At 62.4% G+C, this 26,992-nt stretch carries 26 protein-coding genes; 18 read left to right on the top strand and 8 right to left on the bottom strand.

Annotation, left to right across the window (positions count from 1 at the left end; genetic code table 11):
• Position 1: 1 nt before the first annotated feature.
• From ACYPXD_RS17310 to ACYPXD_RS17300, 3 genes are read left to right on the top strand one after another with little or no spacing between them, the layout of a single operon-like run.
• A complete protein-coding gene (locus tag ACYPXD_RS17310) occupies positions 2-916 on the top strand; it encodes an ABC transporter permease (protein ID WP_459713723.1) in 915 nt (304 codons plus the stop codon).
• Complete coding sequence (locus ACYPXD_RS17305) at positions 913-1,842, top strand: ABC transporter permease (protein ID WP_459713720.1); 930 nt, start codon at positions 913-915, stop codon at positions 1,840-1,842. The genes ACYPXD_RS17310 and ACYPXD_RS17305 overlap by 4 nt, the downstream gene beginning before the upstream one ends.
• Positions 1,843-1,896: 54 nt before the next feature.
• Complete coding sequence (locus ACYPXD_RS17300; RefSeq protein ID WP_459713718.1) at positions 1,897-3,000, top strand: pyridoxal-phosphate-dependent aminotransferase family protein; 1,104 nt, start codon at positions 1,897-1,899, stop codon at positions 2,998-3,000.
• Positions 3,001-3,114: 114 nt separating this feature from the next.
• Here ACYPXD_RS17300 and ACYPXD_RS17295 read toward each other — a convergent pair whose 3' ends face one another.
• Positions 3,115-3,525, bottom strand: coding sequence for a hypothetical protein (locus ACYPXD_RS17295; protein WP_459713715.1), 411 nt, complete (start codon positions 3,523-3,525; stop codon positions 3,115-3,117).
• A gap of 151 nt (positions 3,526-3,676) precedes the next feature.
• Positions 3,677-4,429, bottom strand: a complete 753-nt coding sequence (locus tag ACYPXD_RS17290; RefSeq protein ID WP_459713713.1) for an SDR family oxidoreductase — start codon at positions 4,427-4,429, stop codon at positions 3,677-3,679.
• Between the two features lie 143 nt (positions 4,430-4,572).
• Here ACYPXD_RS17290 and ACYPXD_RS17285 point away from each other — a divergent pair, with 143 nt between their 5' ends.
• Positions 4,573-5,481: a LysR family transcriptional regulator gene (locus tag ACYPXD_RS17285; RefSeq protein ID WP_459713710.1), complete on the top strand. Its 909-nt coding sequence runs from the start codon at positions 4,573-4,575 to the stop codon at positions 5,479-5,481.
• Between the two features lie 546 nt (positions 5,482-6,027).
• Positions 6,028-6,834: a hypothetical protein gene (locus ACYPXD_RS17280; RefSeq protein ID WP_459713707.1), complete on the top strand. Its 807-nt coding sequence runs from the start codon at positions 6,028-6,030 to the stop codon at positions 6,832-6,834.
• 240 nt (positions 6,835-7,074) lie between these two features.
• Here the strand turns inward: ACYPXD_RS17280 and ACYPXD_RS17275 are convergent, their stop codons facing one another.
• The 5 genes from ACYPXD_RS17275 to ACYPXD_RS17255 all read right to left on the bottom strand — a co-directional run bounded on the left by ACYPXD_RS17275 (position 7,075) and on the right by ACYPXD_RS17255 (position 11,557).
• Complete coding sequence (locus ACYPXD_RS17275) at positions 7,075-7,896, bottom strand: ABC transporter ATP-binding protein (protein ID WP_459713705.1); 822 nt, start codon at positions 7,894-7,896, stop codon at positions 7,075-7,077.
• Entirely contained in the window at positions 7,897-8,730 is an 834-nt protein-coding gene (locus ACYPXD_RS17270; protein ID WP_459713703.1) for an ABC transporter permease, read from the bottom strand.
• 3 nt (positions 8,731-8,733) lie between these two features.
• Positions 8,734-9,690: an ABC transporter substrate-binding protein gene (locus ACYPXD_RS17265; RefSeq protein ID WP_459713701.1), complete on the bottom strand. Its 957-nt coding sequence runs from the start codon at positions 9,688-9,690 to the stop codon at positions 8,734-8,736.
• A 313-nt stretch (positions 9,691-10,003) separates the two neighbouring features.
• Positions 10,004-10,993, bottom strand: a complete 990-nt coding sequence (locus tag ACYPXD_RS17260; protein ID WP_459713699.1) for an acetamidase/formamidase family protein — start codon at positions 10,991-10,993, stop codon at positions 10,004-10,006.
• Positions 10,994-11,122: 129 nt separating this feature from the next.
• On the bottom strand, positions 11,123-11,557 hold the full coding sequence (locus tag ACYPXD_RS17255) for a MarR family winged helix-turn-helix transcriptional regulator (protein WP_459713697.1): 435 nt from the start codon (positions 11,555-11,557) through the stop codon (positions 11,123-11,125).
• A 201-nt stretch (positions 11,558-11,758) separates the two neighbouring features.
• Between ACYPXD_RS17255 and ACYPXD_RS17250 the strand changes: the two genes are divergently transcribed.
• From ACYPXD_RS17250 to ACYPXD_RS17190, 13 genes are all read left to right on the top strand, one after another.
• Positions 11,759-12,817: a substrate-binding domain-containing protein gene (locus tag ACYPXD_RS17250; protein WP_459713694.1), complete on the top strand. Its 1,059-nt coding sequence runs from the start codon at positions 11,759-11,761 to the stop codon at positions 12,815-12,817.
• Positions 12,818-13,030: 213 nt separating this feature from the next.
• Complete coding sequence (locus ACYPXD_RS17245; RefSeq protein ID WP_459713691.1) at positions 13,031-14,548, top strand: amidase; 1,518 nt, start codon at positions 13,031-13,033, stop codon at positions 14,546-14,548.
• A gap of 41 nt (positions 14,549-14,589) precedes the next feature.
• Entirely contained in the window at positions 14,590-15,816 is a 1,227-nt protein-coding gene (locus ACYPXD_RS17240) for an urea ABC transporter substrate-binding protein (protein WP_459713689.1), read from the top strand.
• A gap of 49 nt (positions 15,817-15,865) precedes the next feature.
• Positions 15,866-16,732: an ABC transporter permease subunit gene (locus ACYPXD_RS17235; protein WP_459713687.1), complete on the top strand. Its 867-nt coding sequence runs from the start codon at positions 15,866-15,868 to the stop codon at positions 16,730-16,732.
• Positions 16,729-17,874 (top strand): branched-chain amino acid ABC transporter permease, encoded by a 1,146-nt coding sequence (locus ACYPXD_RS17230; protein ID WP_459713684.1) that lies wholly within the window; start codon positions 16,729-16,731, stop codon positions 17,872-17,874. The genes ACYPXD_RS17235 and ACYPXD_RS17230 overlap by 4 nt, the downstream gene beginning before the upstream one ends.
• Positions 17,871-18,590 (top strand): ATP-binding cassette domain-containing protein, encoded by a 720-nt coding sequence (locus ACYPXD_RS17225; protein ID WP_459713682.1) that lies wholly within the window; start codon positions 17,871-17,873, stop codon positions 18,588-18,590. Before ACYPXD_RS17230 ends, ACYPXD_RS17225 begins: the two co-directional genes overlap by 4 nt.
• 11 nt (positions 18,591-18,601) lie before the next feature.
• Positions 18,602-19,306: an ATP-binding cassette domain-containing protein gene (locus ACYPXD_RS17220; protein WP_459713680.1), complete on the top strand. Its 705-nt coding sequence runs from the start codon at positions 18,602-18,604 to the stop codon at positions 19,304-19,306.
• Positions 19,307-19,645: 339 nt separating this feature from the next.
• Entirely contained in the window at positions 19,646-20,095 is a 450-nt protein-coding gene (gene cynS / locus ACYPXD_RS17215) for a cyanase (RefSeq protein ID WP_459713678.1), read from the top strand.
• Positions 20,096-20,825: 730 nt separating this feature from the next.
• Complete coding sequence (locus tag ACYPXD_RS17210; RefSeq protein ID WP_459713676.1) at positions 20,826-22,310, top strand: sensor histidine kinase; 1,485 nt, start codon at positions 20,826-20,828, stop codon at positions 22,308-22,310.
• Positions 22,295-23,665, top strand: a complete 1,371-nt coding sequence (locus ACYPXD_RS17205; RefSeq protein WP_459713673.1) for a sigma-54-dependent transcriptional regulator — start codon at positions 22,295-22,297, stop codon at positions 23,663-23,665. Before ACYPXD_RS17210 ends, ACYPXD_RS17205 begins: the two co-directional genes overlap by 16 nt.
• A gap of 147 nt (positions 23,666-23,812) precedes the next feature.
• Positions 23,813-24,580: a hypothetical protein gene (locus ACYPXD_RS17200; RefSeq protein ID WP_459713671.1), complete on the top strand. Its 768-nt coding sequence runs from the start codon at positions 23,813-23,815 to the stop codon at positions 24,578-24,580.
• 38 nt (positions 24,581-24,618) lie between these two features.
• Positions 24,619-25,170 carry a hypothetical protein gene (locus tag ACYPXD_RS17195; protein ID WP_459713669.1) on the top strand — a complete coding sequence of 184 codons (552 nt, stop codon included), beginning with the start codon at positions 24,619-24,621 and terminating at the stop codon, positions 25,168-25,170.
• Between the two features lie 38 nt (positions 25,171-25,208).
• A complete protein-coding gene (locus tag ACYPXD_RS17190; protein WP_459713667.1) occupies positions 25,209-26,453 on the top strand; it encodes an MFS transporter in 1,245 nt (414 codons plus the stop codon).
• Positions 26,454-26,733: 280 nt separating this feature from the next.
• Here ACYPXD_RS17190 and ACYPXD_RS17185 read toward each other — a convergent pair.
• On the bottom strand, positions 26,734-26,992 hold a 259-nt coding region (locus ACYPXD_RS17185; RefSeq protein ID WP_459713665.1), incomplete at its 5' end, for a hypothetical protein.

Here is a 26,992-nt window from a genome sequence, read left to right as displayed (position 1 = left end):
CATGGCAATGCACGGCTGGCATGGCGATTCTTCATCCGCATCGATGAAAGCGCATTCGCGCGCGATGCCGCTCGCCTCGCGCGCGGCGCCCGATCATCTGCTCGCGGCGCTGCCCGCTTCATGGCTCACGGTGTTCTTTCTCGTGCCGCTTGGGCTGACGGCCGTGTTTTCGTTCGGACACGCGACGTTCGGTGGCGTCGAAGCGGGCTTTACGCTCGATAACTATGCGTCGGCGCTGACCGGTTTTTACGGCGCAACGCTGGCGAGAACGCTGCGCTTTGCCGCGATCGCATCGCTGTTGTGCGTGGGTGTCGCGTATCCGGCCGCTTACTTCATCGCGTTTCATGCGCGCCGCAAGCTGTTCGCCTTGACGCTGATTCTCGTGCCGTATTTCTCGAGCTTCCTGATTCGCGTGATGTCGCTGCGCATGGTGCTCGCGCGACATGGCTTCGCCGAGGCGATACTCGATGCGATCGGCCTGCATGCGGGCGCGCTCGATGTGCTCGATACGCCGGTCGCGGTGTTTATCGGCATGGTCTATGTCTATTTGCCGATTGCGATCGTGCCGCTTGCGGTCGTGCTCGAACGCATTCCGCGCGAACTGATCGACGCGAGCGAAGATCTCGGCGCGACGCGCTGGCGTACCTTCTGCTCGGTGATACTGCCGTTGAGCCGCCCCGGCATCGCGACCGCGGTGTTGCTCACGGCGGTGCCGATGCTCGGCGAAATGGTGATTCCGACGCTGCTCGGCGGCGGCCGCGGCGTGTTGATGGGGCAGGCGATCGCCGAGCAGTATCTCGATGCGCAGAACTATGCATTGGGTTCGGCGATGGCGATGGCCGTGTTGATCGCCGTGGCGGTGCTGGTTGCCTTGCTTGCGCGCGTGACGGCGGGCTTTGCGGAGACGGGGCGATGAGCGGGCCGCGTGCTTCGTCGTCCGACAGGTTGCGTGCGCAACATTGGGCGCCGCGCTTGGGATCGCCTGCGCCTGCGCGTTCGCGCTTGCGTCTTGCGGAAACGGGCCTCAGGGTCTGGTACGCGCTTGTCGTCGTGTTTCTGTTCGTGCCGATTGCGACGGGCATCGTGTATTCGTTCAACCTCGGCGTCGACAACAAGCAGACCTCGACGCTGACCGGCTGGACCCTGCAATGGTATGCGGCTGCATGGAGCGACCTGTCGCTGCGCCATGCCGTGGCGGAAAGCGTGATCGTTGCGGCGTGGTGCGCGCTGTTATCGGTGCTGCTCGGCACGGTACTCGGGTTCGTCGTCGTGCGGCATCCGGCGCGGCGCGTGCGCCGCCTGCTCACGTTGATGACATATCTGTTGCTGATCGTACCCGAGTCGGTGATCGGCATTTCGCTATTGCTGTTCTATGCGGTGACGGGGGTGCCGCTCGACACGGCGACGCTCGTGGCGGGCATTACGCCAAGCGGAATCGCCGTGGTCGCGCTGGTGGTGCGCGCGCGCATGCTCACGCTCGATCGCGACCTTGAAGACGCCGCCGCCGATCTGGGCGGCACGCGCGCCGCGACGCTGCGCTATATCGTGCTGCCGCAACTCGCGCCAGCCGTCGCGGCGGGTGGCGTGATGGCGTACACGTTCTCGTTCGACAATCTCGTGATCTCCGCCTTTCTCACGACGCCGCAAACGGGCACGCTGCCCGTGTATCTGTATGGCAGTTTGCAGTATGGTCCGTCGCCGGCCGTGTATGCGGCTGCGTCGGCGGTGTTCGTGTTTACGGTGGCGATGCTCGCGGTGGCGGCGCTGTTGTATCGGGCGATGCGGCGTGCGTCGTCGCACGGTTATTCGCAACAGCACGCTTCAGAAACAGCTTCCGCATAACCGCTATATCACCGCTAGCGAGCGAAACCAACGCTCAAGGAAAAAGGCTATTCGATGTCCCGCTTCGATCTTCGCTTGTTGCTCGATCCGCCGCGTTATGCCGCCGATCGTTACGCGCCGCTCGCCGATCGCATCAAGCGGCTGTTCGCGACCACGCAAGCGGACGTGGTGTTCCTGCAGGCGGAGGCGATTCTCGCGCTCGAGGCCGCGGCGACGAGCATCGCGCGGCCCGGTCTCGTCGCTGTCAATGTGGTGACGAGCCCGTATGGCGCGTGGTTCGGCACGTGGCTCGCGCGCGGCGGCGTGACGGTTCATCAGGTGAGCGCAGCAGCGGGGCAGCCGATCGAGGCGGCCGCGGTGTCCGCGTGTCTCGACGGATTGCCGCATGTCGATATCGTCGCGGCCGTGCATGCGGAATCGTCGAATGGCGCGCTCAATCCGCTGGGCGCACTGGCGGCGCTCGCGCGAGCGCGCGGGGCGCTGTTCGTGGTCGATGCGGTTGCGTCGGTCGGCGGCCACCCGATCGACTTCGACATGCATGACATCGATATCGCGGTGATCGGCGCGCAAAAGGCGCTCGCGGGGCCGGCGGGGGTGTCGGCGGTTGCGGTCAGCGCGCGTGCGTGGGCGCATATCCATGCGTTGCCGGACTTTGCGCCGTCGAGCCTGTCGCTGGCGGAACTCAAGCACAACTGGCTCGATCGTGGCCGGCTGGCGTTGCCGGGCACGCCGCCGGCGCTCGAATTCTGGGCGCTCGATGCGGCGCTCGAGCGTGTTGAAGCTGAGGGTATCGAGCAGGTGATTGCGCGGCATCGGCAAGCGTCGCGTGCGAGTCGAGCGGGGTTGCGTGCGCTTGGCGTGGCGCCGTGGATCGCCGCGGACGATGCGGCGTCCGCGCTCGTGACGTCGGCGCCGGTGCCGGAAGGCGTTCATGCGAACGCGTTGATCGCGGATGCGGCGAAGCTCGGCGTGGAATTGCTGCCGGGCTTCGGCGAGATCGAAGGACGGATCGTGCGGCTCGATCACACGGGGTTGCGTGCGTCGTTCGATGCGGTACTGGCGAATCTGACTGCCTTTGGGGCGGTGCTCGAGCGGCGGGGCGTGAATGTTGATATCGGTGCGGGGGTGCGGGCGGTGAGGGATGTTTATGCGATCTGATGCTGAAGCGCAAGTTGCTCGGCTCGCTTGGATTTAAAGGCTCGTTGCGACATAGCACGGCGATAACACGACAGAACACGATCGAGCCAGAATTGGCTCGATCGGCGGAACTTACTACCCTATCTGCTGCTTGAACCGCTTCCACCGAGCTGTGTGCCTCAACTGCGCGATAGCCATATGCTCCATATCCATACGCGCCTCCGATGCGTAGTTTTGCGCAAGGCTTTGAAGTCCTTCGAGTAGCGCTTTTCGTTCTTTGGAAAGCCCGTTGTCTCGCGCAATCATGCGGGTGATTGCGCTGATCTGGTCGAGTTGCCGGCTCGCCCGGATCGCATGATGGACAGCCGCCACGCTAAAGCGCTCCAGGTGCGCGTACCGCTTCTTGCGCTGTTTGGGCGAAATGGATTGGCGAGTGTTCCGCGGGTCGCCTTGGGCGGTGTCGAGTGCGATCCGTCGGGGGTCCTGCAATGCCTCGTTGCGAAGCGTCCGTTGTTCGTTCGAGAATGGTTTTGCGTTGCTGGCCATGTTGCGTCCTCCACTATCAGAGAAGGCCCGCGACCGATGCAAAGGGAGGGTGAGCGGGCACATGACAGGGTTAGCAGACCGGCGTCGAAACCAAAACCGGCAGACCCGAAGGTCTCCCCGCCAAGGCCCGCCCATTGAGACTTCCGCGGGGTCAGCCGTTCAGCATGCGGCCGCCGTCGACGACAATTTCGGAGCCGACGGTCCAATGCGATTCGTCGGACGCGAGATACAGCACAGCTTTGGCGACCTCTTCCGGCATGCCGAAGCGGCCCGACGGGATGGCCGCGACAATGTCCCGGTTGACCTGTTCGCGATACGCGTCGGGAATGCCGAGCTTGTCGTAAAGCGGCGTGTCGATCGGGCCGGGGCTGACTGCGTTGACACGGATGCCGCGTTCGAGCAGTTCGCCTGACAGCGTCTTCGACAGATTCAGGAGTGCGGCCTTGGTCGCGGCGTAGACCGATGAGCGCGCCGCACCTACGTGTGCGTTGATCGACGTATTGAGCACGACCGAAGCCGGATTCGCGAATGCCGGCAGCAACGCCTGGATCAGGAAGTACGGCCCCTTGACGTTGATGTCGAATGAGCGGTCGAACATCTCTTCCGTCCATTGCTCGATTGGCACCCAGACGGAGATGCCCGCGTTGATAAACGCGATATCGAGTTGCCCGTAGTGATCGGCGACGGCGCGCGCGAGACCCTGTTGTTCGCTGACGCTTGCCGAATCGGCACGCAGGACGAGTGCGTCCTTGCCGAGTTCGGCCTGCGCCGAGGCGATGCGGTCGGGGTTGTTGCCGGTCACGACGACGCGCGCGCCTTCGGCAAGAAACTGCCGGGCTGTTTCGAGGCCGATACCGCTGGTGCCGCCGGTGATGAGCGCACGTTTTCCTTGCAAACGGGACATGGATATTCTCCTGGTGGGTTGACGGGCGAACCGACGGGAGCGCCGTCTGTCCACCACGCCCGAAGGATGGACCCATGCAGCAATGCCGATAAGACGGTCTCATCGTATATATTTCATGCTTCAGTTGCATGAATGAGGCGAGCATGGACCGTTTTTTACTGATGACCTGCTTTGCCCGTGCGGTAGAGACAGGGAGCTTCTCGGCTGCGGGACGTGACCTGGGGCTAGGGCAGCCGAACGTAAGCCGGTACGTGGCCGCGCTCGAAGCGCACCTGCAGGCCCGGTTGCTGCATCGTTCCACGCGCCGGCTCGCGCTTACGCCGGAGGGCGAACGCTACTACGCGGAGGTCCGGAGAATTCTCGATGCGGTCGGCGAGGCCGAGACATCGTTTCGCGATAACGTTGCGCCGTCCGGTCTGCTGCGGGTCGCCTGTCCAAGCGCACTGGCGCACACATTTGTGATGCAGAAGATTCCCGACTTCCTCGCGCGCTATCCCGAGTTGCAACTCGATCTGCAGATCAGCGACCGGTATGTGAACCTGATCGACGAAGGGGCCGAACTCGCTATCCGCATCGGGCATCTGGAAGACAGTGCGCTGCGTGCACGACGCATCGGCCTGTTCGAGCGCGTTTGTGTCGCGAGTCGCCGTTATCTCGCCAGGCATGGCGTACCCCAGTCGCCGGACGATCTGCGTGAACACGACTGCATCGTTTATTCGTTGCTGTCGTCAGGCAGCACGTGGCGTTTCATGGATCGCGAAATACAGGTTTCCGGACGGCTCCGTGTCAACTCGCCTCAGGCAGTGCGAGAGGCTGCCGGTTTAGGCGTCGGCATCGCGCATGGTCCGCGATGGCTGTTCGAAGAGGGGCTGGAGAATGATACTCTGGTCCTTCTGCTGAGCGAACATGCCGCGCCGCCGGTGCCGATCCAGATCCTTTATGTGGCGAACCGTCTTCTGCCGAAACGAGCAATCGCGTTCATGGACTTTATCGCCGAGACGTTTTCCACGGTCCCCGCCCTGAATGCTGGTTCGCCGCAACGCTTGGACTAGGCGGCCCGCGGCTTCGACGATGGGTGCGATGTCGGATGTGCTCCGGAAGCGGTCTTTGGCAGACAACCGTTCAAAAGGCGGCTCAGGGTCGAACCGCGACGGCCGCCTACGCTAACCAACGCTTTATTCTCGCGGTGCGGCGTCCTCTTGATGGCCTGTCGAGGTACATGTGAAGGAGCCTCGCCGTCGAGCGCTCCGTCCGGAGGCGCGATGGTTTGTGTCAGCCATGGCGTGCGGGTCGCCGGCTTGCGAGGTCATGCTGGAGCAGGTTCAGCCGTTTCGGGAGTCGCTGGCTGGTCTGGTTGCTACCTGACAGCCGCACCAGCTCACGAAGCCCTCGCTTTCTGCCTGTGAAGGCATCCGCGATCTGCCGCGCGCGTTTGACCTCAGTGCTGTGCCACCGCGGATGCGCGAGACGCCTGAGTTAGCAGCATTCGTGGAAACGCAAGCAGTGACTTCTTCGATCGGTGGATGAGATGCATGCCCTCGTGCTCCCAGCAGGGCAATCGACAAGCTGGAGCTACACTGGGGTGCATGGAGGTTTCTATGACCGATCAAGACAGACTGCATCCACTACGTCCGCTCCTGAAAAACTGGATTTGGGAGCATGGTCGTATTGGGACTCGATATCTGGACTGCGTCGATGGCGAAATCAAGTTTGATGAAGGCAAGAAATCGCGTTTCGCAGCCGAGCAATATATCTATGTACCCCTTGATAAGGACCATCAAGACGATGGGGCGTCTGCGGATGCACCAGCAATCCAGGAGGCGGGACTTGCGCGGTTCTTGCGAGCTGCGCAGTTGGGCACGCCGGAGGACGCCGGTTCTGTAGCCGAGGTTCAGCGCGCAGTGCAGGACTGTCTGGAACTCGGCATGTTCAGCACATATCAATGGGAGGCTCGCGAGGCATATGCCCGCTATGCGCAGGAGCCTATGTTCGAGGACGAGATCCGGGCGGCGGTGGTCGACGACATCCGGCGTCGTTACGTTGGCTTGCGGGAACAACTGGCGCTGTACGATTTCAGTGTGCTTTATGGCTTGTCCACGCCGCTGCTGATCAGCGAAACGCCATTTATCGACTGGCGCGTGCGCGTCAGTCCGGGACTTCCGTTTGTATCGCTTCCGCTGGGACCTTATTGCCTGCTGGTAGGCGCTTCGTCGGGCAGAAAAAGTCGAATCGGTCCGGTGGTTTGGAAGGCTACTACCGCGATGGGCCCGTTGAAGGACCACAACCGCCAGATGGTCGAGCACGCACGTTTATGGCTGGTGGCAACCACGGATGACCCACTTGTTGCGGCGCAAAGCCGTCTTGCTGCAGCGAAGGACCCGGGGCGAAAGGACGCGAAGCCCTGACCGAAGCCGCATGAACGATCCAGCAGCTTCGTGTCGCATCGACTGACTACGGACATCGGTCATCCAGTGCGTTCGAATTCTCGATGCGCTCCTGTGACGACAGCGTTACAACGACAATCGTCCGGTCAAGCGCCTGACTCAACTGAGTGGCGCCTTCGGGTGGAGGCAGCCGTCGAACCCGGTTAGCGGTTCAGCACCGCAACGCTCGCGTTCACGTGGCCGTTATAGCGCCCTGTTCGTTCATCTGCGCACCTCGCGTTGAAAAACGTCCAGACTACGCTTCCTGGTTTTGATGAAGCCAGCCTGAGACAGCGTCTCGACCGTGCGCGGCCGTGCTTCGTCATAGTCGATTATTTCAGCAATACGGGTGGGCCGCTTGGTCAGCAGCAGCACCTGATCGGCGAGATACACCGCTTCTTCAAGGTCGTGCGAAACGACGAGCATCGTGGTGCCGGTCTGCATAAAGACTTCCTGCAGCTTTTCCCGGATAAAGAGCGTCATCTCGTAGTCCAGCGCTGAGAACGGCTCGTCGAGAAACAGCACCTCCGGGCGCGGCGCCAGTGCACGCATGATCGATGCCGTCTGCTGCTGTCCGCCCGACAGCTCGTACGGATAGCGTTTCAGGTCGAACCTGACGTCGAAAGAAGCCACCAGCTCTTCCATACGGCGATCGACTTCAGCCTTGCTTTTGCGCTCGAGCAACAGCGGGTACGCGATGTTGTCGATCGTGCGCATCCACGGGAACAGCGCCTCGCGGTAGTTCTGGAACACGTAGCCGATGCGCGTGTCTTTCAGTGATTTACCGTCGAACAGGATTTCTCCCCGATCGATCGGCACGAGGCCCGCAATCATGTTGATCAGCGTGCTCTTGCCGCAGCCGTTGGGGCCGAAAACCGACACGATGCGAGCCTTCGGGATATCGAGGTCGAAGTCCTCATACAGCGGCCACCCCGCGAAGTACTTCGTCAGGCCGCGAATCGTGATGTGAGTGCCTGCCGGTCCCGGCCTGAAGCGAACCGGCGGAACTTCGGCGAAAGACGGAGCGTTCAGTACCGTATTCATCTATCTTCCACTCCAGTGCACCACGCGCCGCTCCAGCAGCAAAAAAAGAATGTTAAGCGCGTAACCCAGACCGCCGGCCGCGAGAATCGCCGCATACATCGTCTTCACATTGAGCACCTGTTGTGCGTCGAGAATCGCATGACCCAAACCGTCTTGCGAGCCGATAAACATCTCGGCCACGATCACGATGACCAGCGACATCGACACCGCCGAGCGCAGTCCCACGAAGCTGGGTTGCAAGCTCTCCCAGATCAGCACGTCCTTGAAGATGCGCCAGCGCGACGCGCCCATCACTCTGGCCGCCATCACCCGTTGTTTCCGCGCATTGATGACCCCGTAAGCGCTGTTGAACACGACGATAAGCAGCGAGCCGAACGCCGCAATCGCGACCTTGTTGATATCGGAAACCCCGAAGATCAGCAGGAACAGCGGAATAAGCGCGGACGCAGGCGTGGAGCGAAAAAAATCGACAAGAAACTCGACGCTGCGATACGCACGCTGACTGCTGCCGAGCGCGATGCCCAGCGGCATGCCGATGACCGCCGCGATCACGAACGCCTCAAGCGTGCGCCCAACCGTCACGAGGAAGTCGGTCAGCAGCGGGCCGCCCGCGAGGCCGTGCACCAGTGCACCCAGCGTGTCGATCGGACCCGGCAGCAGGATCGGCTTGATCAACCCCATGCGTACTACCGCCTCCCAAACGATGAACAGAATCACCGGGCCGACGAAAGGCAGCATGCGATCGTGCAGCGGCGTGCGCGGCGCGGCAGTGTCGCGCGATGCCGGCGGCGTCCAGCCGGCGGCCGACGAATCGGAAGCAGCGGGCTTGTTCATCGCTTACCCTTTGTATAGCAAGCTTGTCACGTCGACCTTTTCGGAGAACACGCCTTTCTGCGAGAAAAAGTCGTAGAACTTCTGGTAGTAGCGCAAATCGTCGGCGCTCAATTCGGTGTAGGACGCGTAGCCTGCCATCGGGACTTGCCTGGCGAGGTCTGCAGTAATCGGTGTATAGCCGCTCAGGTACACGAGCGTCGAGTCGAGTGAATGACGCACCAGGTCGACGCCGCGCAGATACGCGGCGATGTACTGCTTCGATACTTGCGGGTTGGCCTCGACGAACGCCGCGGTCAGAACGGCTGCGCCGCCGTGCCATGGGGCCGCTGGACTACCGAGTACGTAATGGGACACGACAGCGGGTTCCAGCACACGGGTCGAACCGTTCAGGCGGCCAAGCGTCCCCATCGGCTCCAGCGCGTACGCCGCATCGACCTGACCCGCTGCAATGGCGGCCACGTGCTGTTCGTACGGCAGTTCGACCGGTTTGACGCCGGGCACGCCGCCCCCTTCGAGAATCGCTTTGCACAGCGTCGTGTTCTGGATACCCGGGCCGCAGGCGATTCTTTTCCCTTTCAAGTCCGCAATGGTCCTGTACGGACTGGCTTTACCGACCAGGATTTCTTCCAGTATGTGGTCCTTGTTGCTAGGGTTGGTACAAAACACGCGAAATACACCGTGTTCCGCGATCGCGCCAATGCCCAGCGTGGCCGTGCCGGTGCCGTTCGCGCAGCCTTCCAGACGGCCGGCCAGCATCGCTTCCATGATCTGCTGCGCGGAACTGAAACGAACCGGCTCCACGTCGAGACCCGCTTCCTTGAAATAGCCTTTCTCCACGGCCGCATAGAACGGCAGACCTGCGGACAGCGGTAAATAACCGACCCGTATCTTCGGGCCAGCGGCGTGCGCGAGGCCCGGCATCGCCAGGGTGCTTGCCAGCGCTCCGCCGAGCTTCAGCATATGACGGCGGCTGTATTTTCCGTCGCGTGACGGAATCGACTTGTTTGATGCGCGAGACACCTGGAGCTCCTGACGGTATGAAGAGAGGCTTACGTTTTTCGGGGATTGAATTTACGTTTCGCTTGGAGCGAGACGCGACAAGGCGGCTGGAATCCGGATGTCGCTGGTCATCTATTTGCACATGGTTTATGCGCACGTGCTGCCGCGGTAGTCGCGTCTGTTTGAGAATCGACTAGCGGGCTGCGGGAATCATTCTGGAGTGGTTTCCAGAAATTTCAAAAATGATTCTGGTACCGTCCGGCTGACGAAGAAATCAGCTTGTGCCCCGCAACGCGAGCGCGAGAGGATGCGATCCTTTGAGCACCGAAGACAGGCGAGACCGATCGACCATTGCGTGCACACCTTTTTCGCCGTTCACCATTTGTGTCACATGCAGGTCACACGCCATGCTGCAGAACACGTAAGCATCCTCGCGCGCCCATCCGGTGATTTCGCGCAGCAGCGCGATCATTTCCCGCAGCGCTTGCCGCGCCGCGGTGTCGAGGTCTTCGTCGAAACCCATCGTGATGACGTGCATAACCGACAGGCCGATTGGCATCGGCGCGTGCACTGCCTTGTGCACATGAAACTCGAACGATCCCGCAAGCGAAGTTTCGAGTGCGGTGAGATTGACCTCGCCGTCGCCTTGCACCGCGTGTCCGTCGCCGGCCGAGAAAAGCGCACCGCTCGCGTGCACGGGAAGGAACAGCGTGGCACCGGCACACAGCTCCTTGTTGTCGATGTTTCCGCCATGCTCGCGCGGCTCGATCGAACTGATCGCTCCGTAAGCAGCGGGTGGCGCAACGCCCATTACGCCGAAGAACGGACGCAGCGGCAGCGTGACGCCGAACGGCAATGTCGCCGTGAGCCGTTCGCGATCGATCGGCACGTGCATTAACCGCGTGAGTGGAAATTCGTCGGGCAGCGTGCCGCGCAGCGGGCGTATCACATTCCAGCCCCAGTCCTGGCGCAGCTCGATTTCGCGTACGCGTACTTCGAGCAGATCGCCTGGCTCCGCACCGTTGACGGCGACCGGGCCTGTGACGATGTGCGGACCGAGCTTCGGTGTGCACGTTTCGTGGATGCGCCGATGCTCGGGCAGTAGATCGAAAGGCACGCCGACGAGATCGCGTGGCTGGCCATTTACCGATTCGATGCGAACAGAGTCGCCCGGCTCAATCGTGAGTGCTGGCGCAAGCGCGGCGTCGAAGTAGCCCCAGTGGACCGTATCCGGTCCTGCATGCAACACGTGCGACCGCCCCATCTATTCTCCTGTGGCACAGCGCTGAAAGTGCGCGTGGAGAATCTACGAATCGGAATTTCGCGTGTCAAGCGAACTTAATTGCTGCGATCGCGCCAGCACCTGCATCGCACCGTGCGTATGCCGCGTAACTCAGCGCGGCCCCGCCTCTTCGATGAACCGTTCGAGCAGACGCTTCAACTGCTTCGCGTTACGGGAGCCGAGCGCATCTTCAATGGCGGCATGATGTGCGTCCACGCCGGGTTGAAGGCGTGCAAGCACTTTGATGCCACGGTCGGTGATAAAGATCAGCACCTTGCGGCTATCGTAGTCGTCCGCCGAGCGCTGCACGAGGCCGCGGCTCACCAGCTTGTCGACGTTTTTAGTCAACGCGGGAAGGTTAAGCAGCACCTGTTCGGCGAGCTCGCTCATCGAGTGCCCCGCTTCGTCCGCGACTGCATGCAAGATACGCCAATGCTCCTCGCTTACGCCTTCCTCGGCGGTCAGTTGCGCGAGACTGAGCTTCATTTGTCGATGCGCGGACGCGATGAGCCACGCGAGGTATCCAGAGAGTTCGATGTCCGGCATGGTAGATGCTTTGTCGATGGTGAATAGCTGAATCTTACGCAAATAAGCTTTCCATGGAAAGTATCGGTGCAGATCGTCCGTTGCATCGGTGCGCGATGATGCCTGCACGCCATTTGTTGGTGCATTCCGATCGTTTGACCTTTGCGTGTCGTCAACCGTTTGATGAAGCAGCGTCCCCGTTCCTGCCGTCATGTGCAGGAGATGACCATCGCGTTGTGCGTGCCGCTCGGAGGCGCAGCGGGACTCTGGGGACCTTGCGCGCTCGCTTCGGCGCAGCTCGCGATGGCCGAGCTCAATGCCGCGTCTGGCATCGCGGGCCGGCCCTGCCGGCTCCTGACTATCAACGCGGGTGACAATGCAAGCGAACTCGAATCCACACTGACGAGTCTGATCGACGAAGGCGCGATCGATGCGCTCGTCGGCATGCATACAAGCGCGGTGCGCCACGACCTGCTGAAGGCTGTGGGCGGACAGATACCGTTCATCTACACGCCGCTCTACGAAGGCGGCGAGCGCACGCCCGGCGTATTTGCGATCGGCGAAACCACGTCGCGGCAACTGCAGCCGGCCATTCGCTGGCTGACCGCGCAGTTTCGCCCGAAGCGCTGGCTTTTCGTCGGCAACGACTATGTATGGCCACACGCGACGCATCGGCTCGCGCATCGTTCCGTGATCGACACGGGCGCCCAGGTGGTCGGAGACATGTACGTGCCGTTCGGCGTCGGGGATTACAGCGATGTGCTCGATGCGATTCGGGAACGGCGTGCGGATGCCGTGCTGCTCTCCCTGATCGGCCAGGATACGATCGATTTCAATCGTGCGTTTGGCGAAGCAGGGCTCGCGGAGAAAGCAGTGCGCCTATCATGCGCGCTTGGCGAGAACGAGCTGCTCGGAATCGGCGCGTGTAACACCGCAAATCTTTACGTCGCGTCGGGCTACTTCGCTTCATTGCGTACGGATGCAAATCTCGCATTCAAGGAGCGCTACCTCGGACGATTCGGCGCGCGTGCGCCGACGCTGGATACGTTCGGTCAATCTACCTATGAAGGTATCCACTTTCTCGCAGCGTTGTTCGACGACGCGCAACGTAGACGTCTTTCGCGGGACGCGGGGCTTGCGCAGCTCGGCATCGCGCCGCTTTCCTATCGCAGCGCCCGCGACGCTGCCTATGCGGGCGGCCGCGTGAACCACATGCCCATTCATCTCGCGCGCGCGGAGGGCCATCGGTTCGAGGTAATCCCGCAGGGGCCGGCGGCGTAGATCGCTGCGCGGCCGTCATCGCCGCGTCAACAGAATAGCGTCAACAAGTTACTTTCCAAGGAAAATAAATTGTTGACGAGGAAAATATGTGTTCCTACCATGGGTCTCAGATCAGGCGTTCGGATACCGAAACGTCCTGTTCATCCAGACACGCCTGCATGAACGTACAGCAGGCGGCAATCCGACACGAATCCGTTTGAGTGAGGAAGCGCCATGGCCGTGAAACGTCCCACGCCCGCCCAGCTTGACGAGGTTGCCAAAGGCCTCGGGATGCATCTGTCCGAAGCCCAGCTCGCCGCATATCACACGTTGTTGCAACCGAACTTCGACGCCTATGATGTGATCGACGCGATGCCCGATTACATCCCGCGCGTCACCTATCCGCGCACGCCGGGTTATCGGCCTTCTGGCGATGAAAACCGCTATAACGCGTGGTACGTGAAAACCGAAGTGAAAGGCGCGCCGACGGGCAAGCTTGCCGGCAAGACTGTCGCGCTGAAGGACAACGTCTGTCTCGCGGGCGTGCCGATGATGAACGGCGCGTCCACGCTCGAGGGCTATGTGCCGGATGTCGACGCGACCATCGTGACGCGCCTGCTCGACGCGGGCGCGACCATCGTCGGCAAGGCGACCTGCGAGTACTTCTGCTTCTCGGGCGGCTCGCACACGAGCGCGCCGGCGCCGGTGCACAACCCGCGCAAGATCGGCTATTCGGCAGGCGGTTCTTCATCGGGAAGCGCGGCGCTGTTGGCCGCGGGCGAAGTCGATCTCGCGATCGGCGGCGATCAGGGCGGCTCGATTCGCATGCCCGCGTCATATTGCGGCGTCTATGGCATGAAGCCCACACATGGGCTGGTTCCTTATACCGGCGTCATGCCGATCGAATTGACAATCGACCATACCGGCCCGATGACGGCGAACGTCACCGATAACGCGTTGATGCTCGAAGTGCTGGCTGGTCCCGACGGTCTCGATCCGCGCCAGTACGCGGGGCAAACTGCAAAGCCGTACGCGGAACTGATGAAAGAGGGGGTGCGCGGCTTGAGGATCGGCGTGGTGAAGGAAGGGTTTGGCTGGCCGCAGTCGCTTGCGGCGTCCGACGCCAAAGTGCGCGCCGCCGCCGATCATTTCGCCGAGCTTGGTGCGAAGGTGAGCGACGTATCGATACCGATGCATCGCGTCGGTCCATCGATCTGGTTGCCGATCGCCGCTGAAGGCGCGACCCAGCAGATGATGAAAGACAATGGCCACGGCTTCAACTGGAAGGGCCTCTACGTGACCAGCATGGTGGACTTTCATGCTGGCTGGCGCGAGCGCGCCGACGAGTTGTCCGAAACGCTGAAAATCACAATGGTGCTAGGCGAGTACTTTATTCGTCACTATCGTGGGCGCTTCTATGCGAAGGCACAGAATCTGTCCCGCCAGCTGACGGCGGCGTATGACGCCGCATTCGCCGACTACGATCTGCTGCTTATGCCGACGCTTCCGCTCACAGCAACGCCGCTGCCGGAAGCCGGTGCGAGCGTCGACGAAGTCGTCACACGCGAGTTCGAGATGCTGCCGAATACGTGCCCGTTCGATTGCACCGGGCACCCGGCGATGAATGTGCCGTGCGGCACGGTCGACGGCCTGCCGGTCGGCATGATGCTGATCGGCAAGCATTGGGACGAAGCGACGATCTATCGCGGCGCTTATGCGTTCGAGCAGTCGGTCGACTGGATCAAGCTCTGAGCCCGTCATTCCTTCATCGTGTCACTTTCCGGAACCACGCTATGGATCGACGTTCGTTTTTGAAGTCGTCTGCGGTATCGGCCGTGGCAGGCATGGCGGGCACCTTGCCGCTCGTCGCCGAAGCGGCCGACGAGATTCTTGTCGGCGGCATTACCGACCTGTCTGGCGGACTCGACATCTACGGCAAGCCGATGGCCGATTGCCTGACCCTTGCGGTCGAAGAATGGAACGCGCAGGGCGGCCTGCTCGGCAAGCAGATAAAACTGCTGAACTACGATCCGCAATCGAGCATGCAGCTCTATACGCAGTTTTCGCAGCAGGCGGCGCTCAAGGACAAGGTCGCGGTCGTGCAAGGCGGCATTACGTCCGCGTCGCGCGAAGTGATGCGGCCCGTGCTGGACCGCTATCGCACGCTCTACTTCTACAACACGCAGTATGAAGGGGGCGTTTGTGACCGCAACACGTTCTGCACGGGCGTAACGCCGGCACAGACTGTCGCGAAGCTGATTCCGTACGCGATGAAGCAATGGGGCAAGAAAGTCTATGTGATCGCGGCCGATTACAACTATGGCCAGATCACGTCGCAGTGGGTCAAGAAGTTCGTGCAGCAAAACGGCGGGTCCGTGGCGTCGATCGACTTTTTCCCGCTCGATGTGACGAACTTCGGCCCGACCATTTCGAAGATCGAATCGGCGAAGCCCGACATGCTGGTATCCGCGCTCGTCGGCGGCTCGCATATGTCGTTCTACCGGCAATGGGCGGCAGCGGGATTGCACAAGAAGATCCCGCTCGCGTCGACGACATTCGCGGTGGGTAACGAGCAGATCGTGCTGTCGCCCGACGAATGCGACGGCTTCCTCGTCTCGTACAACTACTTCGAGAATCTGGATAACCCGGTGAATACGGCGTTCAAGGCGCGCTTTCACAAGCGTTTCGGTGCGAACTATCCGAACATTACCGAACTCGCGATGGGCACTTATCAAGGCTTCAATTTGTGGGCGCAGGGCGTGAAGAAAGCAGGAACGCTCGAACGCACCAAGGTGATCGACGCGCTCGAATCCGGCATTAGCATCGATGCGCCGAGCGGCAAGGTATCGATCGATCCGGCGACACATCATTGCGTGCTCAATGTAAGCATCGCGCAAGTGAAGAATCACCGGCTCGACATCATGCAGACCTTTATCGCGCAGCCGCCAAGCGATACGAGCGCGGTGTGCAACCTCATCAGGAATCCGCGCGATAACCAGCAATATGTGATCAAGCTGTGACGTGCGCGCGTCGCATCGTTTGATCGGCGTCATACAAGGGAACCAAGCGATGGATCTTGCGGTGATTGTCCTGATTCAGGTGCTGTATGCGATAGCGAGTCTCGTCGTGATCTCGTCGGGGCTTGCGGTCATCTTCGGCATGATGAAGGTGATTAATCTCGCGCACGGCGAGTTTATGATGCTGGGCGCTTACGCGTGCATCGAGGCGATCCATTTCGGCGTGAACTTGTGGGTCGCCATTCTGGTGGTTGCGCCTGTCGTGGTCGCGCTGATCGGCGTCGTGCTGGAGCGCGTGTTTATCCGGCGGCTGTACGGCCGCATGATCGACACGATGCTCGCCACGTGGGGGCTTTCGTTGCTGCTGATCGGCATCGTCACGTCGATCGCCGGTAATACGACTGCGGGCATCTCGGCGCCGCTCGGCAGCTTTGCCATTGGCCGCTATTCGGTGAGCAGCTATACGCTCGTGATCATCGCGATCGCCGCGGTCCTCGCGCTAGCGATGCGCTGGATATTGCTGCGCACGTCGCTCGGGCTGATCGCGCGCGGCACGATGCAGAATCCGCAGATGGCCGACGCGCTAGGCATCGCTCCGGGTCGCGTCTATTCGGCAACCTTCGCGATCGGAGCGGCGCTGTCGGGACTTGCAGGTGCGTTGCTCGCGCCGATGACGGGCGTGGTGCCGACGATGGGCGGCGCATTCGTCGCCAAGGCGTTTATCACGGTGATCGGCGGCGGGCCGGCCATTGTGGCGGGACTGATCAGCTCGTCGACGCTATTCGGCGCGATCAGCCAGATCGCGACATTCGCTTCGACGCCCGTATTCGGCGAAGTGGCGCTGCTTGCCGGCGCGATCGTGATGCTGCGGCTGCTACCGCGTGGCATTACCGGCCGCTTCTTCAAGGGGGCATTGTGAACAGCCCTGTCAATGCGAACCGCGCGATGCCGGTGCCCGACGCGCTGTCACGGTTTTCGCGCTCGTGGAAGAGCGCGGCGCTCACGCTCGCCATCGGCGTGCTGATGCTGTTCGCGCTGCCTCGCGTGCTCGACGACTTCGCGCTCGTGCAGGCAACCGTGTACGCGGTGATGGCGATACTCGCGGTGAGTCTCGGCTTTGTGTGGGGCTTCGGCGGCATCCTGTGCTTTGGTCAGTCGGCGTTCTTCGGTCTCGGTGCGTACACGTACGCGATCGCCGTCACAAATTTCGGCGACAGCACCGTACCATTCATTCTCGCGATCGTGCTGCCGGCCGCCTTCGCGGCGGTGCTTGGCTATCTGATCTTCTACGGGCGGCTGTCGGACGTGTACATGGGCGTCATCACGCTCACGGTCACGCTGATTCTGTTCAATACGGTCAATTCGACCGCGGGTCCGGAATGGACCGTCGGCCACGCACCGCTTGGCGGCTTCAACGGCATTCCGAACATCGCGCCGCTCAATATGCCGGGCAATGTCGACGATGTAATCAGCCCGCGCGGTTTATTCGAGCTGTCGCTTGGCGCGCTGCTCGGCGTCTATCTGTTGCTGCGTGTGCTGCTTGCGTTGAAGATGGGGCGCGTCATCGTGGCGAGCAAGGAAAACGAACAGCGTCTGCTTTTGCTCGGCTACGACTCGCGCGCCTACAAGCTCTTCACGTTTATGCTCGGTGCGGCGATCGCCGGGCTGTCCGGATGTCTGTTCGCGAACTGGGGCGCGTTTACGAGTCCGACGGTATTCGGTCTTGCGCAATCGGCGCAAATCATCATCTGGGTCATCGTGGGCGGGCTGGGGACGCTGGTCGGCCCCGTTGTCGGTTGCGTGGCGATTCAATGGCTGACCGCGCAGATCGGCACGCAGCAGGCGATCAATTCGAATCTCGTGCTCGGCGCGATTCTCGTCGTGTTCGTGCTGATGGTGCCCAAGGGCATCGTTCCTGGCCTCGGCGAACTGGGCATGCGGCTCGCCGCCTCGGTTCGGCGCGGCCGCAAAGTGTCGGGGGCGGCGCACGCCGCGGCCGCCGCATCGCATGACCCAACGCGGAAAGGCACGCATCGCCCCTCGCGCAAGGAAACCGCATGACGACGCCGCTGCTCGAAACGCGCAAGCTCAACGTCCGCTTCGGCGGCGTGCATGCGACCCGTGACGTCGACTTCACGCTCGCGGAGGCGGAACTGCGATGCGTGATCGGTCCAAACGGTGCGGGCAAGAGCACTTTCTTCAAATTGCTGACGGGTCAGGTCAAGCCGACTTCAGGGGAAATTCTGTTTCGCGGTAAGGACATCACCGCGATGCAGCCGCATGAGCCCGCGCGCCTGGGCATCGGCATCAAGACGCAAGTGCCGAGCCTCTTCAACGGGCTCTCGGTATGGGAGAACGTCTGGCTAGCGGCGCGGCGCGTCAATACGCCGATGCAGACCGAGCGCGTGACGCGTGAAGTGTTGGAGCGGGTCGGCATGCTGTCGCATCGCGACGCGGTTGCAGGCCTGCTCGCACACGGCGAGAGGCAGTGGGTCGAACTGGCCGTGGTCATCGCCGCGGATCCACCGCTGATTCTGCTGGACGAACCTGCCGCGGGCATGAGCGATACGGAAGTCGCGCGCACGGCAGACCTGATTCTGGAGATCAACCGGCGGCATGCGCTCGTCGTGGTGGAGCACGATATGAGTTTTATCCGGCGCATCGCGAAGACCGTTACCGTTTTGCATCAGGGCGCGGTGATCCGCGAGGACACGCCCGAACGCATCATGCGCGACCCGTTCATCCAGCAAATCTATCTTGGCAAGAAGCCGCATTGAACGGAGGCCCGATGCTGGAAACACAACGCTTATGCGCGGGCTATGGCGCGATTCCGGTGCTGTACGACGTAGCGCTCTCGGTTCGCGACGGCGAGGCGATCGGCATTCTCGGGCACAACGGAATGGGCAAGACGACATTGTTGCGCACGCTGATCGGCGCGCTGCCCGCTACCGCAGGCACGATTCGCTTCGGCGCCGACGATATCACCGCGCTGCCGCCGCATGCGCGTGCGCGGCGCGGAATGGCCTACGTGCCGCAGGGCCGTGAAATTTTCCCGACGCTGTCCGCCTATGACAATTTGCGGCTCGGCCTCGTAAAGACCGGACGCAAGCCGGACGACGCGATTGCCGCGCTGCTCGATGACTTCCCACGGCTGCGTCCGCTGCTCGACCGCCCGGGCGGTTCATTGTCGGGCGGCGAACAGCAATTGCTCGCACTTGCCCGTGCGCTGGCGGGCGAGCCTTCGCTGCTGCTACTCGACGAGCCGACCGAAGGCATTCAACCTTCGATCATCGAGGAAATCGCCGAAACGCTGGTGACGCTAAGAGAAAAGCGCGGGTTGACGATCGTGCTGGTCGAGCAGAATCTCGACTTCATCGCGGCGGTGTCTCAGCGGGTGCTGGTCATCCGGCGCGGGCAGATCGGCGATGAAATTCCCCGTGAGCATCTGGCGGACCTCGATAAGATCAGCGAGTACACGGGGGTTCATGCGTAGCGCGCAATTCGCTTACTTGACGGCGCTACCACCGCATTGCGCCATCGGCAACCGACTGCCCCGACGCGAAGGATATGCGGCATTGCGCAACGCAGACACCGGCATGGTGATCCACCTGGTTGTTGGTATGTTTCAAGGTCTTGCTGGCGGGCAAGCGTCGGCAGCACGTCGTTCGGCAAGCGAAAGGATTGTAGTGGCTTTGGTTAAAGTGCGCTGGCGCCTGTCCGATTAATTCGCGAGTCGTGTGGCGATCGGTCGTGCTCGACCGATTTTTTCTTTCTAGAATGTATTGCCCGGTCGTCCTATGCCGCGCCTTTCGCTTTCCTTCAGGAGCCAGTCATGATTTCGAGCCGCGCACAGGTAACAGAGATGATCGTCGCCGCAAGAGTCCGCAAGGGCCTCAAGTGGGCCGACGTCGCCAAAGAAGTTGGGTTATCGAAAGAATGGACCACAGCAGCATGTCTCGGTCAGATGACTTTCGACAAGAAGCAGGCAGAGACCGTCGGCAAGCTCTTCGATCTGCCCGATGAAGCCGTTGCATGGCTTCAGATCGTCCCTTACAAGGGCTCGCTACCCACTGCGATACCGACGGACCCGTTGATTTACCGCTGGTACGAAGTGGTCCACGTATATGGCACGGCGATCAAGGAACTGATTCACGAGGAGTTCGGCGACGGCATTATGAGCGCGATCGACTTTTCAATGGACATCCAGCGTGAAAGCGACCCGAAAGGCGATCGCGTCCATGTGGTCTTGTCGGGGAAGTTTCTGCCGTACAAAACGTACTAGGCCAGTCATCCGCATGGCCGCGCGAGGGCGCTTCGGACGAAGATGTTTGCCGAGGCTTTTCAAGTAATAGGAAGTTCGCTGACGGGTCAGACTTCGACGCATACGACCGACACCGCCTCGCGCCGACTGGTTCAGTTTCGAACTTCACTCGGGATGCAAAAAAGCCTGGTTCGCGCGCTCAATAGCCGCCCGCGCTGCCGCCCATGGGGCTACCGATGGGGCTACCTACGGGGCTACCGATGGGGCTACCTAAGCTCCTGCCCACGTTGCTGCTACCCGAATCACTCATATCTCCGGGCGACTCGCATCCAGTCATCAGCACTGTCAACGCAAGCGAAACGCCCATCAGAACCGCCGAAAAAATTGAGGACTTTCTCATCTGAAATCTCCTGTTGGCACTCATGGCATCAAGGCGCGAGCAACTTACGCCGGGCGCCGGGGACACGCTTCGAACCTGATTAAACAAGCGCCCGCGGTACGGGCTGTACGGGCGGCGCGTCTGTCATGGCGCAGTCACGCGACGGTCTATAACGATAGCGGGTCCTGCTCTATTCCAATCCATTGACTTTTTCCTCGGTCTTTTTACTGCCGTCGCAAAGCGCCACTACTGCCCGGATTCGAGCCGGAGTAACCGTTTCGACTTTGGAAACTGTCGGAAGCTTCAAGGCGAGTGCGGTTGGCAGAGGACTTGCTTCACAGTCCGCCATGTCCGTTCGCCCATCATCCTCTCATGCCGCGACCATCGTTCTCCACTCAGCTTCTCGCACTCTGGATTCTCATCGCCGTGCTTTGCGGGCTGCTGACTATTGCAGTGTGGCTGATGTTGTCGTCGGCGCTGAATGAGCGCGTCGTGGCTGCGAAGCAGCAAGCCGCCGCCGCTTGCACGGCGGTTGCCTCGCGCTATGACCTGTCGATGCAGCGTGCCGGCGAAGCCAATGTCGACCTGATGCACGCAGTGCTCGATCTCGTGCTGATCCAGGCCGAAGGCATCGAAGGCGGCTTCTGGACCAGCGAGCCACCTTCGAATGCGTCGAACGGTTTTATCGCGTACGCGTTTCCGACCTATGGGGGCAGTGGCGTCAAGCGCGATATTCCCGAAGCCGAGACGCCACTCATTCTGCGTGCGTTGAAAACCGCATCCGGTACCAGGCAGTTGCAGGCCGAAATCGTTTCGAGCGGAACGGACGCCGTGCTCGCGGTGGCCTGCCCCGTGCCGCGTCACGCGGACCTGCTCGCATGGACGCTCACGCGCGCACGGCCTCCGCTCGGACCGTACGGCGAGCGCGCCACGGCCATTCTTGCGAGCGTGCTCGCCGTCATCGTCGTGCTCGCGTTGTTTCTGGCGCTGACGCTCAAGCGATGGAGACAGAACCTCGCGTTGCTGGAACATGCGCTCGCGCCCGACGGTGAATTCGAGCAAGGCAAGCGGCTTGAGCGCATCGGCGAGCGCGATCTGGATCAGATCGTCGATGCGCTCAACCGCTATGGCGAGCGGGCTGAGCTGCTCAAGCGCGATGCCAATGCACTGAACCGGCAACTCGCACAGGCGGAACGGTTCAGCACGTTGGGAAAGATGGCGGCGCAAATCGCGCATGAAATCCGCAATCCGGCGGGCGCGATGAGACTGAAGGCCGAGAACGCGCTGGCCGGCGACGGTGCACGCCGGGACGCAGCGTTGAGGATGATCATCGAGCAAGTGGGACGCATCGAGTGGCAGGTGACGAGCCTGCTTGCGCTGACGCAATCGGTGACGGTCCGCGCGCGCGAGGTCGACTTGCGCTCATGGGTCAACGATATCGTACAAACGCATGAATCGCGCGCCGAAACCCGGCACGTCGCGCTCGCCGTGGAAGTCCCGCAGAGCCCGACGCAGCCCGTCTTCGATCCGTCTCAACTGGCGCGCGCGCTTGACAACCTGCTGGTGAACGCGCTCAGGCACACGCCTTCAGGCTCAACCGTGACGGTTCGCGCGTACCACGCGGTTGCGGAAGAAGGCGAACGGCTGAGGCTCGAAGTCATCGATAATGGCTCTGGCGTCAGCCCGGCCGAGCGCGAGCGGATCTTCGAGCCGTTCGTGACGGGCCACCCGGACGGATCGGGCCTCGGTCTCGTCGTCGTGCGCGAAATCGCGTCGGCGCATGGCGGCCGCGCTTACCTTGCGGAAGATTCGAACATGACGCGCTTTGTGATCGACTTGCCATGGCGACCATCCTGATCATCGACGACGACGACGCGTTCCGCGAAGGCCTCGCGGAAACCGTGCAAGACCTCGGCTACTCGCCGTTTGAAGCACGTTCCGGCGACGAGGCGTTCGAGCAGTTGCGTCGGCGTCCGGCGCCCGACTGCATTTTTCTCGACTTCCGCTTGCCGGGCGCGGACGGCCTTGCCGTGCTCGACACGCTGCGCAAGACGCCGGGGTTGCAAACCGTGCCGGTCGTGATGCTCACCGCGCACGCGACGAGCGACAACACCATCGGCGCGATGCGGCTCGGCGCGTTCGAGCATCTCACCAAGCCGGTCGGACGAGACGAGATCGCCGCGCTGCTCGAGCGCATTCTGTCGGCGCAGGTCGACGCGCCCGCCACACGTGCTTTCGCCGACGAGGCCATGTCTCACGAGCCGCAACTACTTGGCGTAAGCGAGGCCATGCGCGACGTGCAGAAGCGCCTTGGACGCGCGGCGGGCGGGAATTCGACCGTGCTCATTACGGGCGAAACGGGAACCGGAAAGGAAATCGCGGCGCGCGTACTGCACCGCGCCTCGGCGCGCGCGAGCGGTCCGTTCGTCGCGGTGAACTGCGCGGCCATTCCCGGCGATCTGCTCGAAAGCGAACTGTTCGGGCACGGCAAGGGCGCCTTCACAGGGGCGCACAGCGACAGGCGAGGACGGCTCGAAGAAGCGCATGGCGGTACGCTCTTTCTCGATGAGGTAGGCGACATGCCGCTGCCCATGCAGGCCAAACTCCTGCGTGTGCTTCAGGAGCGGGAGGTCACGCCCCTCGGAACAAACCGTGTCGTGACGGTCGATGTGCGGGTGGTCGCCGCCACACATCGCGATCTCGCTTCGATGGTCGAGGCGGGCACGTTCCGGCAGGACCTGCTGTTTCGACTCAACGTGATCCCGTTGCATATGCCGCCGCTGCGCGAGCGCGTGGCCGACATCCTGCCGCTTGCCGAGCACTTCCTTGCGGGCACATCGTCAGAGGTCGTGCGCAAACATCTTTCAGCCGATGCGCAGCGCCTGCTTGCCACGTTCACGTGGCCGGGCAATGTCCGCGAGCTGGCCAATGCGATCGAACGGGCGAGCGCGCTTGCGCCCGGACAGGTACTGACGCGCGATGACTTCGCGTTTCTGACCGCGACGCGAGACAGCGCGGATGACGCGATTCCTCTGACATGGCTCGAACTTCCCCTGCCGCAAGCGGTGGCTCGACTTGAGCGTGCGCTGATCATGCATGCACTCTCGGCATCGGGCGGCAATCGCGCCGAGGCGGCCCGGCGGCTCGGTATCAGCCGGCAGTCGCTTTACACGCGCATGGCGGCGCTGGGAATGTCCGAGGCTTCCGCGTGAACGTCCCACCGTCGGGAAACCGGACATGCGCTGTCGGGTTTCTTGACACCTCCCCCCGGCTTTGTCGCGTAACGCGTTGAGCCGTCAGCGTGCCGCGGATGGCATGGGCTTTGCACGAGACTCTTCGCCACACGAAAGGAGCCCATCATGCAATCGACTCGGTCCCCCAGCTTGCGAATCGCGTTGTTCGCGGCCTTGCTCGCGGCAAGCGCCGGTTGCGCGGCGCAACCCGCTGCAACGCCGTCAGCACCGCCCGTCGCGGCGGATGCTGCGCCGCCACCCGTCGCCGGATCGCCGATGCCTCCGGCTCCGCCGCCTCCGGACGCCGGGCCGGGTCCGCTTGCCGATGCGGCCTCGATCGCGACCATGCAGGGCACCGTCGCGCGCTTCCTGATCAATCCCGATGGCGATGTCGACGGCTTCATGACCGACGACGGCACCCTCGTGCGCTTTCCTCCGCATATGAGCATGCAGCTGACTTCGACTGTTCGTCGCGGCGACCTGGTGCAGGCGAGCGGCAGACGCGAGGAAGGTGGCGACTTCGCGGCCCAACGCATCACCGACACGCGGACCGGCCGCCAGGTCATCGACGAGCCGCCGATGCGCGGCCCATCCCCGTTGCCGCGTGCCGCGCGCGGAGCAGGTCTTGCGCGCCTGAGCGCGCAAGGACAGGTGGCGCACATCACGACTGCGCCACGCGGCGAACCCGATGGCGTGATTCTCTCTGACGGCACGGTCATCAAACTCACGCCGCCCGTCGCGCAACAGTTCGCGACACTGGTACGCGCGGGCGCAACCGTCTCGGCACAAGGCTATGGCACGCGGAATCAATACGGCACCGCGCTGCAGGCGACTGCGTTCGGCTCGCCGGGCAACCTGACTCCGCTCTATGACCGCAATGCGCCGATGCCTTGAGGCCATACCTCTGACACCTCTCACTCAGGACCATCAGAATGCACTGGATCGACCCCACAAGCCTTCCGGAAACGCGCGGCAAGGTCACGCGCTTTCTATTGAACCCGCACGGTCAGATCGACGGTCTCGTCATCGGCTCGCGTCAGGTTCACTTTCCGCCGCATCTGTCGAAACAACTCGCGCGTCACGTTGCGCTGGGCGATGTCGTTCGCGTTCGCGGCGTCAAGCCTCGCGATGCAGACATGATCGCCGCCGTTTCCCTGACGGTCCAAGGCGGTGTGCAGATTCTCGACGAAGGCCCGCATCACCACGGTGAGAAGCATCACAAGCCGCATGTCGAACGCAAACCGATGGACGTATCCGGCGAGGTAGTGCTTTCGCTTCATGGCCCGCATGGCGAATTGCGCGGGGCGCTGCTGAACGATGGCACGTCACTGCGTATGCCGCCTCACGCGGCCGCCGAACTGGCCGCCTATCTGAGTCCGGGCGCGCACGTTCAGGCGTGGGGCCGCGGCGTCAGGAACCGGCACGGTCGCACGATCGAGGTCGATGAAATAGCCGGACTCGTCGATGAACCTCAGGCGGCCTGACGAAGCGGCATCTCGCCGATGGAGCATGGGGGTGAACCATGAATCCTCAGTACGCGCTCGAAGGACTGAACTTCTTCATGGCCGATGTGCAGGCGGGCATTGGACCGTTCCTTGGCGTCTTTCTCCAGGCGCATGGCTGGCATCCCGAGGCAATCGGCACGGTCATGACGCTGGGCGGTATCGCGGGCATGCTCGTGACTTCTCCTGCGGGCGCTCTGGTCGACGCCACCCATCACAAGCGCGGCATCATTGTGATCGCCGGGGTGATGACGACGCTCGCGTCGCTCGCGCTGTGGGTGTCGCATCGTTACTGGATGGTGGCCGCGTCGCAGATTCTTACTGCCGTGACGGGGGCTGCGCTGGGTCCGGCCGTGGCTGGCGTGACGCTTGGCATCGTGCGCGAAGAGGGCTTCGATCGGCAGTTCGGCCGTAATCAGGTGGCCAGTCACGCGGGCAACATGGTCGGCGCGGCGCTCTCGGGCTGGCTCGGATGGCGATACGGATTCGGCGCCGTGTTCGCGCTGGCCGGCGTATTCGGCATCCTGACGGTCGTCTCGACCCTGCTGATCCCGCGCGATGCGATCGATCACAACAGCGCGCGCGGTTTCGACGGATCGACGTCGGGTGAGTCGAACCCCGAGCGTGAGCATGCGAGCGGATCTCGCGTTTTGCTGACCTGCCGGCCATTGCTGCTGCTCGCCGCGTCGCTCGCGATGTTTCACCTGGGCAATGCGGCGATGCTTCCGCTCTACGGCCTCGCGATCGTCGCGGCGCATCAGGGCGATCCGAGCGCTTTTACCGCACAGACCATCGTGGTCGCGCAACTCGTGATGGTCATCACGGCATGTTTTGCGAATCGCCTGATTCAGCGAATCGGCTACTGGGGCGTGATCCTGATCACTTTCCTCGCGCTGCCGCTGCGCGGAATGGTCGCCGCAATGTTCATGACCGCGTGGGGCGTATGGCCGGTTCAGGCGCTCGACGGCATCGGCGCGGGGCTGCAGAGCGTCGCAGTGCCCGCGTTGGTGGTGCGACTGCTGCAAGGCACGGGACGGGTAAATGTGGGGCAGGGCGTCCTCATGACCGTGCAAGGCGCGGGCGCCGCGCTGAGTCCTGCGCTGGGCGGCGTGCTCGCTCAGCGTTTCGGTTACGCGAGCGCCTTTCTCGTGCTGGGCGCGGTGTCGACCGGGTCGCTGGCGCTCTGGCTGCTTTTCGGCACCGCCCTCAAAAGAGCGTGCGGCCTTCGCCGCGACGTCACTCACGATGCTCCTCTGGCAACATGAATCCGACTTTTCTCTCATGGAGCATTGCGCTCGCCGCCACTGCCGGCGTCATCCTGCGGCCTTTCCGCTGGCCCGAAGCAGTCTGGGCCGTGGCCGGTGCGCAAGGGCCGCTACGAGTTCCATTCGCTTGATTACTTCACGAGTGAAGAGCGGGCGTTGCGACACTCGACATGCAGTACAAAGGGTGAACGTAGGCATGGGCCGGCGGCGATCAGCCATCGGTTGCTGTGCGGGCGAGAAACGGCCGGTATTGTCCATCCTGCGCACGGCCTGGCGCACTTTACGCGGTTGGCTGTGGCGAGTCGATTCTCTCGGCCTGATCCTGGCACAATGTAATCGACAACCTATGTGAGCCGGCATCAAGCGGCACGTACACGCCTGCGCCGCTGTAATCGACAGCCTGACCGTCGAGCACAATGCGCATGGCAGGATGCCCCAAGGCAGATTTCACGTGGATTTCGTAGCGGGTCGAATGCATATGGACGGTCGCTTCGAAGCCCGGCCACGAGTCCGGAATACACGGATTCACCACCAGAAAA

The sequence above is a fragment of the Paraburkholderia sp. 2C genome (assembly GCF_054589215.1).
This window is presented reverse-complemented; position numbering and strand designations above follow the sequence as displayed.

Bases quoted from the DNA above. Each gene is read 5' to 3' on its own strand.
- ACYPXD_RS17310 (WP_459713723.1), top strand. From the start codon at position 2: ATGGCAATGCACGGCTGGCATGGCGATTCTTCATCCGCATCGATGAAA.
- ACYPXD_RS17305 (WP_459713720.1), top strand. From the start codon at position 913: ATGAGCGGGCCGCGTGCTTCGTCGTCCGACAGGTTGCGTGCGCAACAT.
- ACYPXD_RS17300 (WP_459713718.1), top strand. From the start codon at position 1,897: ATGTCCCGCTTCGATCTTCGCTTGTTGCTCGATCCGCCGCGTTATGCC.
- ACYPXD_RS17295 (WP_459713715.1), bottom strand. From the start codon at position 3,525: ATGGCCAGCAACGCAAAACCATTCTCGAACGAACAACGGACGCTTCGC.
- ACYPXD_RS17290 (WP_459713713.1), bottom strand. From the start codon at position 4,429: ATGTCCCGTTTGCAAGGAAAACGTGCGCTCATCACCGGCGGCACCAGC.
- ACYPXD_RS17285 (WP_459713710.1), top strand. From the start codon at position 4,573: ATGGACCGTTTTTTACTGATGACCTGCTTTGCCCGTGCGGTAGAGACA.
- ACYPXD_RS17280 (WP_459713707.1), top strand. From the start codon at position 6,028: ATGACCGATCAAGACAGACTGCATCCACTACGTCCGCTCCTGAAAAAC.
- ACYPXD_RS17275 (WP_459713705.1), bottom strand. From the start codon at position 7,896: ATGAATACGGTACTGAACGCTCCGTCTTTCGCCGAAGTTCCGCCGGTT.
- ACYPXD_RS17270 (WP_459713703.1), bottom strand. From the start codon at position 8,730: ATGAACAAGCCCGCTGCTTCCGATTCGTCGGCCGCCGGCTGGACGCCG.
- ACYPXD_RS17265 (WP_459713701.1), bottom strand. From the start codon at position 9,690: ATGCTGAAGCTCGGCGGAGCGCTGGCAAGCACCCTGGCGATGCCGGGC.
- ACYPXD_RS17260 (WP_459713699.1), bottom strand. From the start codon at position 10,993: ATGGGGCGGTCGCACGTGTTGCATGCAGGACCGGATACGGTCCACTGG.
- ACYPXD_RS17255 (WP_459713697.1), bottom strand. From the start codon at position 11,557: ATGCCGGACATCGAACTCTCTGGATACCTCGCGTGGCTCATCGCGTCC.
- ACYPXD_RS17250 (WP_459713694.1), top strand. From the start codon at position 11,759: ATGACCATCGCGTTGTGCGTGCCGCTCGGAGGCGCAGCGGGACTCTGG.
- ACYPXD_RS17245 (WP_459713691.1), top strand. From the start codon at position 13,031: ATGGCCGTGAAACGTCCCACGCCCGCCCAGCTTGACGAGGTTGCCAAA.
- ACYPXD_RS17240 (WP_459713689.1), top strand. From the start codon at position 14,590: ATGGATCGACGTTCGTTTTTGAAGTCGTCTGCGGTATCGGCCGTGGCA.
- ACYPXD_RS17235 (WP_459713687.1), top strand. From the start codon at position 15,866: ATGGATCTTGCGGTGATTGTCCTGATTCAGGTGCTGTATGCGATAGCG.
- ACYPXD_RS17225 (WP_459713682.1), top strand. From the start codon at position 17,871: ATGACGACGCCGCTGCTCGAAACGCGCAAGCTCAACGTCCGCTTCGGC.
- ACYPXD_RS17220 (WP_459713680.1), top strand. From the start codon at position 18,602: ATGCTGGAAACACAACGCTTATGCGCGGGCTATGGCGCGATTCCGGTG.
- cynS (WP_459713678.1), top strand. From the start codon at position 19,646: ATGATTTCGAGCCGCGCACAGGTAACAGAGATGATCGTCGCCGCAAGA.
- ACYPXD_RS17210 (WP_459713676.1), top strand. From the start codon at position 20,826: ATGCCGCGACCATCGTTCTCCACTCAGCTTCTCGCACTCTGGATTCTC.
- ACYPXD_RS17205 (WP_459713673.1), top strand. From the start codon at position 22,295: ATGGCGACCATCCTGATCATCGACGACGACGACGCGTTCCGCGAAGGC.
- ACYPXD_RS17200 (WP_459713671.1), top strand. From the start codon at position 23,813: ATGCAATCGACTCGGTCCCCCAGCTTGCGAATCGCGTTGTTCGCGGCC.
- ACYPXD_RS17195 (WP_459713669.1), top strand. From the start codon at position 24,619: ATGCACTGGATCGACCCCACAAGCCTTCCGGAAACGCGCGGCAAGGTC.
- ACYPXD_RS17190 (WP_459713667.1), top strand. From the start codon at position 25,209: ATGAATCCTCAGTACGCGCTCGAAGGACTGAACTTCTTCATGGCCGAT.